Annotated in this window: 12 protein-coding genes; 9 read left to right on the top strand and 3 right to left on the bottom strand. The window is 64.7% G+C overall.

Annotated features, from left to right (window positions below; translation table 11 throughout):
• Positions 1-151 precede the first annotated feature (151 nt).
• Positions 152-1798: a D-alanyl-D-alanine carboxypeptidase/D-alanyl-D-alanine-endopeptidase gene (gene dacB, locus SB772_RS15340; RefSeq protein WP_410834093.1), complete on the bottom strand. Its 1647-nt coding sequence runs from the start codon at positions 1796-1798 to the stop codon at positions 152-154.
• Between the two features lie 339 nt (positions 1799-2137).
• On the opposite strand from dacB, the gene SB772_RS15335 reads away from it, so the two are divergent.
• The 6 genes from SB772_RS15335 (at position 2138) to SB772_RS15310 (ending at position 7903) form a co-directional block, all read left to right on the top strand.
• On the top strand, positions 2138-2800 hold the full coding sequence (locus SB772_RS15335; protein WP_410834092.1) for a response regulator: 663 nt from the start codon (positions 2138-2140) through the stop codon (positions 2798-2800).
• Between the two features lie 4 nt (positions 2801-2804).
• Positions 2805-4106 carry an ATP-binding protein gene (locus SB772_RS15330; RefSeq protein WP_410834091.1) on the top strand — a complete coding sequence of 434 codons (1302 nt, stop codon included), beginning with the start codon at positions 2805-2807 and terminating at the stop codon, positions 4104-4106.
• Between the two features lie 146 nt (positions 4107-4252).
• A complete protein-coding gene (locus SB772_RS15325) occupies positions 4253-5773 on the top strand; it encodes a DegQ family serine endoprotease (RefSeq protein ID WP_410834090.1) in 1521 nt (506 codons plus the stop codon).
• A gap of 289 nt (positions 5774-6062) precedes the next feature.
• On the top strand, positions 6063-6560 hold the full coding sequence (locus SB772_RS15320; RefSeq protein ID WP_410834089.1) for a carboxypeptidase regulatory-like domain-containing protein: 498 nt from the start codon (positions 6063-6065) through the stop codon (positions 6558-6560).
• A gap of 152 nt (positions 6561-6712) precedes the next feature.
• Positions 6713-7117: a DUF427 domain-containing protein gene (locus tag SB772_RS15315; RefSeq protein ID WP_410834088.1), complete on the top strand. Its 405-nt coding sequence runs from the start codon at positions 6713-6715 to the stop codon at positions 7115-7117.
• 33 nt (positions 7118-7150) lie between these two features.
• Positions 7151-7903: a CoxG family protein gene (locus tag SB772_RS15310; RefSeq protein WP_410834087.1), complete on the top strand. Its 753-nt coding sequence runs from the start codon at positions 7151-7153 to the stop codon at positions 7901-7903.
• Between the two features lie 145 nt (positions 7904-8048).
• Here SB772_RS15310 and SB772_RS15305 read toward each other — a convergent pair whose 3' ends face one another.
• Entirely contained in the window at positions 8049-9044 is a 996-nt protein-coding gene (locus SB772_RS15305; protein ID WP_410834086.1) for a helix-turn-helix domain-containing protein, read from the bottom strand.
• Between the two features lie 164 nt (positions 9045-9208).
• Between SB772_RS15305 and SB772_RS15300 the strand changes: the two genes are divergently transcribed.
• On the top strand, positions 9209-9841 hold the full coding sequence (locus tag SB772_RS15300; protein ID WP_410834085.1) for a cysteine hydrolase family protein: 633 nt from the start codon (positions 9209-9211) through the stop codon (positions 9839-9841).
• 4 nt (positions 9842-9845) lie between these two features.
• Here the strand turns inward: SB772_RS15300 and SB772_RS15295 are convergent, their stop codons facing one another.
• Positions 9846-10502 carry a TetR family transcriptional regulator gene (locus SB772_RS15295; protein WP_410834084.1) on the bottom strand — a complete coding sequence of 219 codons (657 nt, stop codon included), beginning with the start codon at positions 10500-10502 and terminating at the stop codon, positions 9846-9848.
• 428 nt (positions 10503-10930) lie between these two features.
• On the opposite strand from SB772_RS15295, the gene SB772_RS15290 reads away from it, so the two are divergent.
• Together SB772_RS15290 and SB772_RS15285 are read left to right on the top strand one after the other, a co-directional pair.
• Entirely contained in the window at positions 10931-12154 is a 1224-nt protein-coding gene (locus SB772_RS15290; protein ID WP_410834083.1) for an efflux RND transporter periplasmic adaptor subunit, read from the top strand.
• A 15-nt stretch (positions 12155-12169) separates the two neighbouring features.
• Positions 12170-15379: an efflux RND transporter permease subunit gene (locus SB772_RS15285; protein WP_410834082.1), complete on the top strand. Its 3210-nt coding sequence runs from the start codon at positions 12170-12172 to the stop codon at positions 15377-15379.

The raw sequence follows: 15379 nt of genomic DNA, 5'->3' as shown, positions 1-15379 counted from the left end.
ATCGTTTGATGGGGCCGCGCGTCCCCTTGGGAGACCGTAACCGGCGCACCGTTCGCGCGCCACGCATTGCGTTTTCCGCGCGCCTCAAACACTGCCCGACAGCGTACACGTTTGGACGCGTTGCCGCGCGCGGCTTCGCTAGAAGGAATCCTCAATGGGCTCCGCGCTTGTGCGGGTTTTTCCTGGGCTTGCCGCGCGGTTCCTCGACGGCGTCGGCAACCTTGGTGAAGCCCTGAGCCGGTCCCTGGTACACCCATTCGAGCAGCGCGTCGTGCGCGGCGCGCGCGGCTTCCGAATGCGGGTCGTTGATCAGGCTGACCACGACATAGCTGTTGCCGTCCGCCGACGCGACATAGCCCGCGATCGCCCGCACGTCGCGCAGCGTACCGGTCTTGATGTGCGCGTTGCCGCCCGCGCCCTGGTTGGCCAGGCGGTTGCGCATGGTGCCGTCGACGCCCGCAATCGGCAGCGACTCGACGAACACCTGCGCCACCGGGCTCGCATTGGCCCGCTGCAGCAGATCGGCAAGCGCGAGCGCGGTAATGTGCTCGTCGCGCGAGAGGCCCGAGCCGTTGTCGAGCGTCAGGTACTCCATGTTGATGGCGTCGCGGCTCAGAAATGCCTCGATCGCGCGCGCCGATTTGGTCGGCGTGGCGGGCGGCTTTTCTTCCGTCGCGCCGATCGTCAGGTACAGGTTGCGCGCCATCGTGTTGTTGCTGAACTTGTTGATGTCGCGAACGATGTCGGACAGCATCGGCCCCTGGTGCGTAGCGATCAGGCGCGCGCCGGCGGGCACCGGGCCTTCGTGGGTCGCGCCGCTGAAGGTGCCGCCGGTTTGCTGCCATAACGCGAGGAAGCCGCCCGCGAAGAACGTGGAGTGATCGAGCACGGCAACGTTGATCGTGCGCGGGCCGCAGCGCACCGGGTAGTCGCCGGTGAACGATGCCACCACCTTGCCGTCCGGCTGCGGCGTGACGCTCGGCGAGACGGCAGCCGCGTCGCCGCGGCACGGGCCGTTGACCGCGCGCATCTGATTGTCGATCTGCAACTGCGCGAGCGCGGGCAGCACGTCGATGGCGACGCTGCCGTCAGTCGACGGCGTCAGCGTGAACGACAGCGACTTGAACGCATATAGCAGCGGATCGGGGCCGACGTTGTACGGCGCGGTGGCATCGTCGTCGAAGGGCGGCAGGTCGCGCGTCGAGGTGTCGAAGTAGCGTTTGTCGAGCACCAGCGCGCCGTCAATGCCGGTGATGCCCGCCTTGTGGATCTTCTGCACGAGATCGATCAGTTCTTCGGGCACGAGCTTCGGATCGCCCGTGCCTTGAATGTACAGATTGCCGTGCAGCACGCCGTTGCCGTCGAGCGTGCCGTCAGAGTAGGCGCTCGTGCGCCAGCGATAGTCCGGACCGAGTATCGACAGGCCGGAGTAGGTGGTGACGAGCTTCATCGTCGAGGCGGGCATCATCGGCTTGCCGGCGTTCAGCGCGACGATCGGCGTGCGGTCGCCGACCTTTTCGACCACCACGCTGATCGACGACAAGGGCACGCGCGCGCGCTGCAAGCCGGCCATCACGGGCTGCGGCAAGACCGTGCTGACGTTGACGCTCGGATGCTTTGCCTTGACGCGAGCCTGCGCGGACAGCGGCAGCGCCGTGCCGCAGGCGAGTGCGGCGCAGGCGAGTAGCAACGCCGCCGTGCGCGGCACGAAGCGGCGGGGCGTGAGATCGGCAGTGGAACAGCGGAGCGGGCGCGGCGCTACATGGCGTGCAAGAGAAGTCAGGAAAGCGTGCTTCATGGACGGGCTGGAGGGGCGAAAAAGGAACGGGCGAAAAAGCCGGATTTCGGGGCGTAGGGCACGCGGCAATTGAAAGTGCGCTGATGCATCGCGTGACCTGTCCGGGCAGTGGTTTCGTCGTGCGCTCGCGAGTGTGGCATCGATCGATCGTGCGAACGCGGCGGCGCATTTACGCATCCCGCATACGCAGCGGAGCGAGCCCACGAATCCAGCTGCGCGACGCAAAGCGCCCATTGTAGAGACATGCCGCTGCGCTGCGGTGAAAAACGTCGCGCGACGCGCACGTCAGGGCCGGGCGCTAGAATGCGGCATCATCAAACGATTCAGGACCGTACTGCCATGCGCATATTGCTAGTCGAAGACGACCGGATGATCGCCGAGGGGGTGCGCAAGGCGCTGCGCGGCGAAGGCTTCGCGGTCGACTGGGTGGAAGACGGCGAAGCGGCGCTAAGCGCGGTGGCCGGTGAACCTTACGATCTGGTGCTGCTCGATCTCGGCCTGCCCAAACGCGACGGGCTCGACGTGCTGCGCACGCTGCGCGCGCGCGGCCACTCGCTGCCGGTGCTGATCGTCACCGCGCGCGACGCGGTCGCCGATCGCGTCAAGGGACTCGACGCCGGCGCCGATGATTATCTCGTCAAACCTTTCGATCTCGACGAACTCGGCGCTCGCATGCGCGCGTTGATTCGCCGGCAATCGGGCCGCAGCGATTCGACTATCCGCCACGGCAACCTGACGCTCGATCCCGCGTCGCACCAGGTCACGCTCGACGGCGCGCCGGTCGCATTGTCGGCACGTGAATTCGCGTTGCTCGAAGCGTTGATCGCGCGGCCGGGCGCCGTGCTCTCGAAGAGCCAGCTCGAAGAAAAAATATACGGCTGGGGTGAGGAAATCGGCAGCAATACCGTCGAGGTCTACATTCACGCGCTGCGCAAGAAACTCGGCGCGGATCTGATTCGCAACGTGCGCGGTCTCGGCTATATGATCGCGAAGGACGCCTGAGCCGATGAGTTCGATTCGCCGTCAATTGTTGTTCTGGCTGCTGGCGCTGGTGTTGCTCGGCGTCGGCATCGCGGGTTGGCTGATTTACCGGCAGGCGCTTGCCGAAGCCAACGAACTGTTCGATTACCAGTTGGAGCAGATCGCCGCGGCGCTGCCGTCGGAACCGTTCTCGCAAGTGCTCGGTTCGCGCGATACCGGCGACGAAGGTATCGTGCTGCAAATCTGGAATCGCAACGGCGTACTGATGTACTACTCGCGTCCGCGTGCGCCGCTCGCGCCGCGCGCCGAACTCGGCTTTTCCACCGAGCATACCGAACGTGGCGATTGGCGCGTGTACGGCGCGATCGTCGGCGATAACGTCGTGCAACTGGCGCAGCCGGTTTCCGTGCGCAACCGGCTGGCGGCGAATGTCGCGCTGCGTACCTTGTGGCCGTTGATCGTGCTGTTGCCGCTGATGGGCCTCGCGGTGTGGATGATCGTCGGGCGCGGACTCAGGCCGTTGCGGCGCGTGACCAGCGCGCTCGACGCGCGTCACCCCGAAGCGCTGGACCCGCTGCCCGATCGGGGTTTGCCGCTCGAAGTGCAGCCGCTCGTGCGGGCCTTGAACGGCCTGCTCCAGCGGCTCGCCACCGCACTCGACATTCAGAAAGCGTTCGTCGCCGATGCCGCGCACGAATTGCGCACACCGCTCGCCGCCGTGCAGATTCAATCGCAACTGGTGGCGCGCGCGAAAGACGACACCGCGCGCAGCGAAGCGCTCACCGATCTGCAAGCCGGTGTCACGCGCGCGACGCGTCTTGCCGAACAGTTGCTGGCGCTCGCGCGTTCGGAGCCGGACGGTCTCACCGTCAGCGACACGATCGATCTGCGCGCGCTGCTGCAGGAGTGCGTCGTGGCCTACGCGCCGCTTGCGCAGAATCGCGGCGTCGATCTCGGCATCGAGGCGAGCGAAGCGGCCACGGTGACCGGCGACGCTGAAGCGCTGCGCGTGATGTTTAACAACCTGGTGGACAACGCAACCAAGTACACGCCGCACGGCGGCCGCGTCGACGTCGCCCTGCATGTGGAAGACGGCCACCCGGTGGCGCGGATCGCCGACAGCGGGCCGGGCATCGAGCCGTCCGAGCGCGATCGCGTGTTCAATCGCTTCTATCGCGCCGGCGCAGGCGCGAACCGCGCGCGCACCGACGTGGCGGGCAGCGGCCTCGGCCTCGCGATCGTGCGCCGCATCGCCACCCAGCATCATGCGCAGGTGACGCTCGACGAATCGCCGGCGGGCGGATTGCAGGTCACCATCCGCTTCTGAACGCACAGCTTCCTGTAGGGAAAGCGACTTAAAACAGCCTTAAAAACCGGCTTAAAGCGATCCGGCGCTGCTTAAGACTCTTTTAAGCGATCCCACGTACGCTTCGAGACATTCAGAAGCCTCTTTCTCCCAGTCAGGAGTACACGATGAACGCGAAAACCTTGTCCCGCGGCGCGGTTGCCGTTGCTGTCGCCGTTGCGCTGTCCGCCGGTTATGTGGCCGGACATCGCGACGTCCCCGCGCCGCAGGTCATCACGCCGGCGCAAGCCGCGATGATGCCCGCCGAAGCCGCCGCGAAAACCGGCATTCCTGATTTCTCCGGGTTGGTCGAAACCTACGGCCCGGCGGTCGTCAACATCAGCGCGAAGCACGTAGTCAAGCAGGCCGCTTTGCGTGGCAACGGCGGCGGCAACGGCAACGGCGGCGGCAATCAGTTGCCGATCGATCCGAGCGACCCGTTCTACCAGTTCTACAAGCACTTCTTCGGCGGCATGCCGGGCATGCAAGGCGGCGACGGCGGCGATGCGCCGGACCAGCCGAGCGCGAGCCTGGGCTCGGGGTTCATCGTCAGCAATGACGGCTATATCCTCACCAACGCGCACGTGGTGGACGGCGCGAACGTCGTGACCGTGAAGCTGACCGACAAGCGCGAATTCCGCGCCAAGGTGGTCGGCGCCGACAAGCAGTCGGACGTCGCCGTATTGAAGATCGACGCGAGCAACCTGCCCACCGTGAAGATCGGCGACCCGCGTCAAAGCAAGGTCGGCCAGTGGGTGGTCGCGATCGGCTCGCCTTACGGTTTCGACAACACCGTGACCTCGGGCATCATCAGCGCGAAGTCGCGCTCGTTGCCTAACGAAAATTACACGCCGTTCATCCAGACCGACGTGCCGGTCAATCCGGGCAACTCGGGTGGCCCGCTGTTCAATCTGCAAGGCGAAGTGATCGGCATCAACTCGATGATCTACTCGCAGACCGGCGGTTTCCAGGGGCTTTCGTTCGCGATCCCGATCAATGAAGCGATCAAGGTCAAGGACGATATCGTCAAGACCGGCCACGTGAGCCGCGGACGTCTCGGCGTCGCGGTGCAGGGCATGAACCAGACGCTGGCCGATTCGTTCGGGATGCAGAAGCCGCAAGGCGCGCTCGTCAGCTCGGTCGATCCGGGCGGCCCGGCCGCCAAGGGCGGTTTGCAGCCGGGCGACGTGATCCTGTCGGTGAATGGCGAGCCGGTCGGCGATTCGTCGGATCTGCCGTCGCAGGTCGCCGGTCTCGCGCCGGGCAGCTCGGCGACCGTGCAGGTATGGCGCGACAAGGCCACCAAGGATCTGAAGGTGACCATCGGTTCGATGTCTGATGTAAAGGTGGCCTCGGACAAGGCCGATCAGCCGACGCAGTTGCAGGGCCGTCTCGGCGTGGCGGTGCGGCCGCTGACGCCGGAAGAGAAGAGCGGCGCGTCGGTGTCGCACGGTTTGCTGGTGCAGCAATCGGGCGGTGCGGCTGAAAGTGCCGGCATTCAGCCGGGCGACGTGATTCTGGCGGTCAACGGCCGGCCGGTGACGAGCGTCGATCAGTTGAAGCAGATGATCGCCGGCGCCGGTAACAGCATCGCGTTGCTGATCCAGCGCGACAATGCGCAGATTTTCGTGCCGGTCGACCTGGGCTGATTTTGCCTGACTATTGGCCTGGGTTTTGGCTTGGGGTCCTGGCTGATTCCCCGGCCGCCTCAGCCAGGGTTTGAAGTAACGCTTGCCGGTCTGTTGCACTTACTGCTGGCAGACCGGCTTTCTTTTACCGCTTCAGGCGCCATTGAGAATCGCGCTGAGCCCGGCGCGGCGCGGCGGAGCAGTGGTTTCCGCGAGAGGCAACCGGTTTTCTGGCACGCAGGTTGCGTCTGCATCTATCAGGGCCCGCCGAGGGCACGGGACGGCAAGAACCTTAAAAAGGAGCGAACCGATGAAAAACCAACGCATTCAGCACAGGGTCGTAGCCGCTGCGGTATGCGCGGCGCTCACGCTCGGTCTGGCGGGTGGCGCCTATGCGCAGCAGGCGAGCGAGGTGGTGGGCGGCACGACCACGGACGAAACCAGCGCCGGCAACGCCAACGGCGGCGGCCTGCCGCAAATTCAGCAGCAGGGCGACGTATCGTTCGTGTCGGGCGGCGTCGGTCTCGACGAATCGAAGGCGCTGCAGCAGGCGCAAAGCCAGTGGCCGCTGTCGTTGCAGTTTACGGGTCCCGGCTCCGACTTTCTCGCCGACGTCCACGTGCGGGTGGTCGATGCGCACGACGGCGAGGTGCTGAGCACCACGTCGCGAGGGCCTTACATGCTGGTCAAGCTGCGCCCGGGCCGCTACACCGTTCACGCGCAATACAAGGATCGCGATCAGACCAGGGCGGTGACAGTCCCGGCCAAGGGCAGCGCCCGGGCCGGGTTCTACTGGAATACCCAGTAATCGCCTGGCCTCCCTGATTTTTCGTCGGGCGGATCCGCCTCGCGACGTGCAGGAGGACTGCGCAATCGGCGGAGTTTGGCCGATAATGAAGCCACGGGTGCGCCCCGTGGCTTTTTTGTTTACATGACCGTCCACCATCACGGAGCCGAGACATGAGCGATGCCTTGACACCTCACGGAAATCCCGGCCAGGGCGCCGGTGCAGGCTCGGGCGCGCACGCCATCGTCATTACCGGCAACCGCCACCGGGTCCGCGTGATTCACGGCGGCGTCACGGTGGCCGACACGCAAGCGGGCTTGACGCTCGCCGAAACCGGTCTGCCGGACGTGTTCTATTTTCCGCGCGCCGACGTGAACATGGCACGGCTCGAACGGTCCACGCATACCTCGCATTGCCCGTTCAAGGGCGATGCATCGTACTTCCATTTGCGCACCGAAGACGGCCGGATTGAAAACGCCGTGTGGAGCTATGAGACGCCGCTCGAAGCGGTGCAACAGATCAAAGGGTATCTCGCGTTTTACGCATCGCGCGTCGACCGCATCGATCAGACGTCCTGATCCCGCTGTCGCGCGTTCATCGGGGAGGTTGTCATGGAACTGAACGACGCGTTAAGGATTCCGCTCGCGCCGACCGACGTCTGGGGCGCGTTGCAGGACCTTGCTTTGTTGCGTGCCAGCCTCGACAACTGCGAGTCGTTCACGCGGCTCGGCCACGGCGAATATGCGCTGACAATGACCGTGCCGCTCGGGCCTTTGCGCGCGCGTTATGAAGCGCGCGCCCATGTCGCCGGCCAGGATTCCGGACCGGCGGATGCCCAGCGCCGCACCATCAACTTCAAAGCACGCGCCGAAGGCATCGGTTCGCTGCGCGGACAGATCGAAGTGAGGTTGCGCGCGGAAGATGCCGCACACGGCATCGGCAGGGAGCGCGGCACGCGGATCGATTACACGATCTGGGCGACGTCGTCCGGGCCGCTCGCCGAACTGCCCACGCGCCAACTCGAAAACGCGCTGCATCAGCTTGCCGATGACTTTTTCACCGAATTCGGCGCTGTCGTCAGGGCCAAACATGGGCAAGGGCCGAACCGCGCGCGCGGTTCTTCGGCGCGCCGTCAGCATGTCTTTTTACGGCCGATCAATCTCAGCGGCATCGCGCGGCGCCCGCGCCCGCCCGATCCTGGCCATACGCTGACCGGACGCGCCGCGAGTGCGTCGCACGGCGTCTCGCACGGTGTTTCGCATCGCCAGCCCAGTCCGCACGCGGTGCCGAACTGGGCGTGGGCGGCGATGATTTTTCTGGTCGCGCTGCTGTTGTATGTGGCGCGCTGGGTCAGCGAGCACTGACGGCACAGCTCGACTCGCCGGCGCGTTGCTGTCGCGTCGGCGCGACTACGAAATCTCGGTGATTCACTACGAAACGGTGTTGGCTGCGCGGAGCGCCGTGCGCTCTCATCCGCTTTCGCATGTCCTCAGACGCCCTCAGACTCCCTCACACGCCGCGAAACTCCCGCCGCCATGCGGAAGGCGAAGTGCGGAACGCGTCCGCGAAATGCTGCCGTAACGAGGCCGTCGAGCCAAAGCCCGCAATTCCCGCAATCGCTTCGACCGACTCGTCGGTGCTCTCCAGCAATTGCTGCGCGCGGGCGAGCCGTTGTGACAGCAGCCACGCACCGACGGTCGTGCCGGTGGCGAGCCGGAAGCGTCGCGTGAAGGTGCGGCGGCTCATCAATGCGCGCTCGGCGAGCGTGTCGAGCGTGTGGGGCGCGTCCAGATTCGTGCAGACCCAATCGAGCAGGCCTGATAGCCGGTCGCCGCGTACATTCGGCGGCACCGGCTGCTGGATGTATTGCGCCTGGCCACCCTGCCGATGCGGCGATACCACCAGACGGCGCGCCACATAGTTCGCCGCCTGCGCGCCGCACATCTTGCGCAGCACGTGCAGACAGCAGTCGAGGCCGGCGGCGGTGCCCGCCGACGTCAGCACGTTGCCGTCGTCGACGTAGAGCACGTCGGGGTCGAGGCGCACGCGCGGATAGCGGCGCGCGAAATCGTCGGCCCAGGCCCAGTGGGTGGTCGCCGGCCGGTCGTCGAGGATGCCGGCGGCGGCCAGCACGAACGCGCCCAGACACAGGCCGACCAGCCACGCGCCGCGTGCATGTGCGGCGCGCAATGCGTCGAGCAGGGCCGCGGGCGGCGCTTCGTCGGGATCGCGCCAGCTCGGCACGATGATCGTCTGTGCGTCGGCGAGCGCTTCGAGCCCGTGCGTGACGGCAATCGAGAAGCCGGCGGTGGTGCTCAGCGCGCCCGCCTCGGCGGCGCAGACGCGAAAGTCGAACACGGGCACGTCGCCGCCGCTGCGGTCCTCGCCGAAGACGACGCAGGGCACCGAAAGATGGAACGGGCTGATGTGGTCGAACGCGACGACCGCGACGATATGGCGAGGCGCGGCGGCCGCCTCGGCTGAAGAAGAGATCGGTGTCGTCATCTGCCGCCCCATGAAATTCAATGATGGCCCGATTCTAGCGAATCTTGTCATTCGGGTCACTGTCGGGAAAGCGGTCGCAAGCGAACAATGCAGTCATCGCCGCTGCTTCCGAAGCGCCCATCCCGGGCCACGCAGCGCGAGCCGTATCTGACAGGAGTCTTGCCATGACCACACCACGCCGCGCGCTGATCGTCATCGACGTGCAGAACGAATACGTGACGGGCGATCTGCCGATCGAATACCCGGATGTGCAAACCTCGCTTGCCAACATCGGCCGCGCGATGGATGCGGCGCGCGCCGCGGGCGTGCCGGTGGTGGTCGTGCAAAACTTCGCGCCGGCCACCTCGCCGCTGTTCGCGCGCGGCAGCGCGGGCGCGGAACTGCATCCGGTGGTGGGCTCGCGCGCACGCGATCACTATATGGAGAAGTCGCTGCCGAGCGCCTTCACCGAGACCGATCTGGCCGACTGGCTCGCCGCGCAACAGATCGACACGCTGACGGTAGTGGGCTACATGACGCACAACTGCGACGCCTCGACGATCAATCACGCATTGCACTCGGGACTTGCGGTCGAATTCCTGCATGACGCGGCGGGCACGGTCCCGTACGAAAACAGTGCGGGCTTTGCGAGCGCGCAGGACATTCATCGGGTATTCAGCGTCGTGCTGCAGTCGCGCTTCGCGCCGGTGGCGAGTACCGCGCAATGGATTGCGGCAGTGAAGGACGGGGTGCCGCTCGAACGCGGCAGCATCTACGCGTCGAACCAGAAAGCGCGTGCCAGCCAGGCTGCGGCTTGAAGCGCTAACGCAGCGGTGACGCCGCATGGCCCTTGCGCAGCGCCGGGCTCAACCGCAACGCATCGACCATCCCTTCGACCATCTGTTCTGCGTGCGTGCCGAAATCGGTTGCATCCGGCAGGAACAGCATGTCGCGCAGCGAACCGCTGACGAACGCATGCACCATCGCCGCCGCCAGCTTCGTGTCGAGATCGGCCGGCATTTGCCCTTTGGAGATTGCGTTGCGCAGGCCGCCTTCGATCTTAACGAGCCCTTCGCGCATGTTGGTCTGATAGCGGACCATCACCGGGCCCATCTCTTCGACGAACTCGCACTTCAGAAACAGGATGTCGAACACGCGCCGGCGGCGCGGATCGTTGGCGGTGTCGCGCAGGCAGACAATGCAGATTTCCATCAGGCGCCCGAGCGGATCGGGCTCGTTGGGGTCTTGCGAGGCGGCTTTGAGTTCGTCTAGCGGCAGCAGCACGCGGTCGAACATCTCGGTGAACAGGTCGCTCTTATGCGCGAAATGCCAGTAGATCGCGCCGCGCGTGACGCCGGCCGCCTGCGCGATGTCGGCGAGCGACGTGCGCGATACGCCCTTCTCGAAGAACACCCGTTCGGCTGCGTCGAGAATGCTGTTGCGCGTCTCCTGCGCCTCTTCTTTGGTTCTTCTGACCATATTGGTGTGATCTATCTCGATTGTGGGGTTTTCCCGAGCGTTTTTAAGTACGCCCGATGACAATCTATCTACGGTTAAGCGATTTACGAAGCGATCTTGCGGGTCCCCGCCCGTAAGGGATGTAAACGCACTTTTACATGCATTCGTGAATGTATATATAATAGCATCCCACGATCGGATAGCCCAAGCCGGGGTGACCGGTTAATATCCGTCACTGTTGCCTTTCAAAACGGTATCGCGCCGTGCCCGGACGGGCGGCTCGTGCGGCATTTCCCCGGCATCGCGTTTCGCTCAGGCTGCCCCTGCAGGTTCGGTTTGCATCGGTGGGTTTCCGGTCAAGCGTCGCAAGACGCATGTGTGCGCTGTTGTCCCCCCGGGGTAGGGATGCGCGCACTTTTTCATTCCCAGTCATTGACAGAGGTCGCTCCATGCGCGTCGAACGGGTTCCATTCCGCTTAATCAGTGCCGCGACGGCTGCCGTATTGCTGGCAGCGTGCGGACCCAAACAATCGGCCCCGCCGCAACAAACCCCCGAGGTTGCCATCGTCACGGTCCAGCCGACTGCTGTGCCGGTCACCACCGAATTGCCGGGCCGTACCAACGCGTTCCTGGTGGCGCAGGTGCGTGCGCGGGTCGACGGCATCGTGCTGCGCCGCGAATTTACCGAAGGCAGCCAGGTCAAGGCCGGCCAGCGTCTGTACAAGATCGATCCGGCGCCTTATATCGCGACGCTGAACAGCGCCAAGGCAACGCTTGCCAAGGCTCAGGCGAATCTCGCCACGACCACCGCGCAGGCAAACCGCTACAAGGTGCTGGTGGCGGCCAACGCGGTCAGCAAGCAGGATTACGACAACGCTGTCGCAGCGCAAGGACAGGCCGCGGCAGACGTGGCTTCTGGCAAGGCAGCGGTCGATACGGCGCAGATCAATCTCGGCTACACCGACGTGACGTCGCCGGTGACCGGCCAGGTCGGCATTTCCCAGGTCACGCCGGGCGCGTATGTGCAGGCGAGCGCGGCGACGCTGATGTCGACGGTCCAGCAACTCGATCCGGTCTATGTGGACCTGACCCAATCGAGCCTCGATGGGCTCAAGCTGCGCCGCCAGGTACAGGAAGGGCGTCTGAAGACGAACGGCCCGGACGCGGCGAAGGTCACGCTGATCCTCGAAGACGGCCGTACCTATTCGGAGCAGGGCAAGCTGCAGTTCACCGACGTGACGGTCGACCAGGGCACCGGTTCGGTCACGATCCGGGCGATTTTCCAGAACAAGGACCGCGTGTTGCTGCCGGGCATGTTCGTGCGTGCGCGCATCGACGAAGGCGTCAACGACAAGGCAATCGTCGTGCCGCAATCGGGCATTACGCACGATCCGAAGGGCCAGCCGACCGCGCTCGTGGTCGACGCGCAAAACAAGGTCGAGGTGCGCCAGCTTGTCACTTCGTCGACCTACGGGTCGAACTGGGTGGTCGAAAGCGGCCTGAACCCGGGTGACCGTGTGATCGTGCTCGGCACTGACAAAGTACGTCCGGGCATGACGGTCAAGACGGTCCCCGCGCCAATGCCGGCCTCCGAGGCCGCTGCTCAAGGAGCGCCGGCGGCCAGCGGTGCAGCGATGGCGCAGGCTGCCTCCGCTGCATCGGCCGCGAAATAACAGGGAGCCTGCTTCATGGCAAAGTTCTTTATTGATCGCCCGATTTTTGCATGGGTGATCGCCATCATCCTGATGCTCGCGGGTGTCGCGTCGGTGTTTACGCTGCCGATCGCGCAATACCCGACCATCGCGCCGCCGGCGGTGCAGATCAGCGCCGTGTATCCGGGCGCGTCGGCGAAGACGGTGGAAGACACCGTCACGCAGGTGATCGAGCAGCAGATGAGCGGCCTCGACCACCTGCTGTACCTGTCGTCCACCTCGGACGACTCCGGTACGGCAACCATCACGCTGACGTTCGCGGCCGGCACGAATCCGGATATCGCCCAGGTGCAGGTGCAGAACAAGCTGCAACTGGCGACGCCGCTTCTGCCGACCATCGTGCAGCAGCAAGGGATTAACGTCACCAAGTCGAGCAGCAGCTTCCTGCTCGTGCTGGCGTTCAATTCCGAAGACGGCAGCATGAGCAAGATCGACCTCGCGAATTACGTCGCGTCGAACGTCAAGGACCCGATCAGCCGTCTCGACGGCGTGGGTACCGTGACGCTGTTCGGCACGCAGTACGCGATGCGGATCTGGCTCGATGCGTCGAAGCTGACCAAGTTCAATCTGACGCCGGTCGATGTCCAGACTGCGCTGCAGGCGCAGAACGTGCAGGTGGCGGGCGGTTCGCTCGGCGGCACTCCTTCGGTGCCTGGCCAGATGCTGCAGGCGACGATTACCGAGGCGACGCTGCTGAATACGCCCGAGCAGTTCGGCAACGTGCTGCTGAAGGTGAACACGGACGGCTCGCAGGTGCGCATCAAGGACGTCGGGCACGTCGAGCTGGGCGGCGAAAACTACAACTTCGACACGAAGTACAACGGCAAGCCGACCGCCGGTCTGGGCATCCAGCTCGCGACGGGCGCCAATGCGCTGCAGACCGCGAAGAACGTGAAGGCGAAGATCGACGATCTGTCGAGATACTTCCCGCACGGCCTCGTCGTGAAGTACCCGTATGACACGACGCCGTTCGTGCGCCTGTCGATCGAAGAGGTGGTGAAGACGCTGCTCGAAGGCATCGTGCTCGTGTTCCTCGTGATGTACCTGTTCCTGCAGAACCTGCGGGCGACGTTGATTCCGACGATCGCGGTGCCGGTCGTGCTGCTGGGTACGTTCGCGATCATGAGCGCGGTGGGCTTCTCGATCAACGTGCTGTCGATGTTCGGGCTGGTGCTCGCGATCGGTCTGCTGGTGGACGATGCGATCGTGGTGGTGGAAAACGTCGAGCGGGTGATGGCCGAGGAGGGCTTGTCGCCACGCGACGCCACCCGCAAGGCAATGGAGCAGATCACTGGCGCACTGGTCGGCGTGGCGCTCGTGCTGTCGGCAGTGTTCGTGCCGGTCGCGTTCTCGAGCGGTTCGGTGGGCGCGATCTATCGGCAGTTCTCGCTGACGATCGTGGCGGCGATGGTGTTGTCGGTGCTGGTCGCGTTGATTCTCACGCCGGCGCTGTGCGCGACGATTCTCAAGCCGATCCCGAAGGGCCATCACGAAGTGAAGAAGGGCTTCTTCGGCTGGTTCAACCGGACCTTCGAGACGAGCCGCGACAAGTATCACAGCGGCGTGCACCACGTGATCAAGCGCTCGGGCCGCTGGCTCATCATCTATCTGGTGGTGATCGTCGCGGTCGGTATGCTGTTCGTCCGTCTGCCGAAGTCGTTCCTGCCTGATGAAGATCAGGGGATCATGTTCGTGCTGGTGCAAACGCCGGCCGGCTCGACCCAGGAGCGTACGGCCCGTGCCCTCAAGGACGTGTCGGACTACGTGCTGGACCAGGAAAAGGACATCGTCGAATCGGCGTTCACGGTGAACGGCTTCAGCTTCGCGGGCCGCGGCCAGAATGCCGGTCTCGTATTCGTGAAGCTGAAGGACTACGCGGCGCGCCAGCACGCGAACCAGAAGGTGCAGGCTTTGATCGGCCGGATGTTCATGCACTTCTCGTCGTACAAGGATGCGCTGGTGTATCCGGTGAATCCGCCGTCCATTCCGGAACTGGGTACGGCATCGGGTTTCGACTTCGAGTTGCAGGATCGTAGCGGTCTGGGCCACGCGAAACTGATGGAAGCGCGCAACATGCTGCTCGGCATGGCCGGGAAGGATCCGACGCTTGCCCAGGTGCGTCCGAACGGCCTGAACGATACGCCGCAATTCAAGATATCGATCGATCATGAAAAGGCGTCGGCGCTGGGCGTGTCGCTGTCGGCGATCGACCAGACGTTCTCGATCGCGTGGGCCTCGGTCTACGTGAACAACTTCCTCGATACCGATGGCCGGATCAAGAAGGTGTATGTGCAGGGCGACGCGCCGTTCCGGATGAATCCGGAAGATCTGAACTACTGGTACGTGCGCAACACGGCGGGCGGGATGACGCCGCTCAACTCGTTCGCGTCGGGCAGCTGGACCTACGGTTCGCCCAAACTCGAACGCTACAACGGGATTTCCGCGGTCGAAATCCAGGGTGCAGCAGCGCCAGGCAAGAGTACCGGCCAGGCGATGGGTGCGATGGAAGCGATCGCGGCGAAACTGCCGGCGGGTATCGGCTACGAATGGACGGGCCTGTCGTTGCAGGAACGCCAGTCCGGTTCGCAGGCGCCGATCCTGTACGGCATCTCGATCCTGGTCGTGTTCCTGTGTCTCGCGGCGCTGTATGAAAGCTGGTCGATCCCGTTCTCGGTGATCATGGTGGTGCCGCTCGGCGTGCTGGGCGCACTGCTTGCCGCTACGCTGCGCGGGCTCGAGAACGACGTGTTCTTCCAGGTGGGGCTGTTGACCACGGTGGGTCTGTCGGCGAAGAACGCGATTCTGATCGTGGAATTCGCCCGCGAGCTGCAGCAGAGCGAAGGCATGGGGCCGATCGAGGCCGCGCTGGAAGCAGCGCGTCTGCGGTTGCGCCCGATTCTGATGACTTCGCTCGCGTTCATTCTCGGCGTGATGCCGCTCGCGATCAGTAACGGCGCGGGCTCGGCCAGCCAGCACGCGATCGGTACCGGCGTGATCGGCGGGATGTTGACGGCGACCTTCCTCGCGATTTTCATGATCCCGATGTTCTTCGTCGTGATTCGCGCGAAGTTCGGCGGCGAGAAGGAAGACCCGGATGCAGCGCTCGAACACTACAACCAGCACCATCCGCACGATCCGCAAGGTGGCGCGTCGGACGGTAACGGCTCGGGCAAGGACGGACATTGA

Origin of the sequence: Paraburkholderia sp. SIMBA_030 (assembly GCF_046535245.1) — a bacterium.
Lineage (GTDB): Bacteria > Pseudomonadota > Gammaproteobacteria > Burkholderiales > Burkholderiaceae > Paraburkholderia.
Note: the sequence above shows the minus strand (reverse complement) of the source record. Positions and strands in the feature narration are given on the sequence as shown.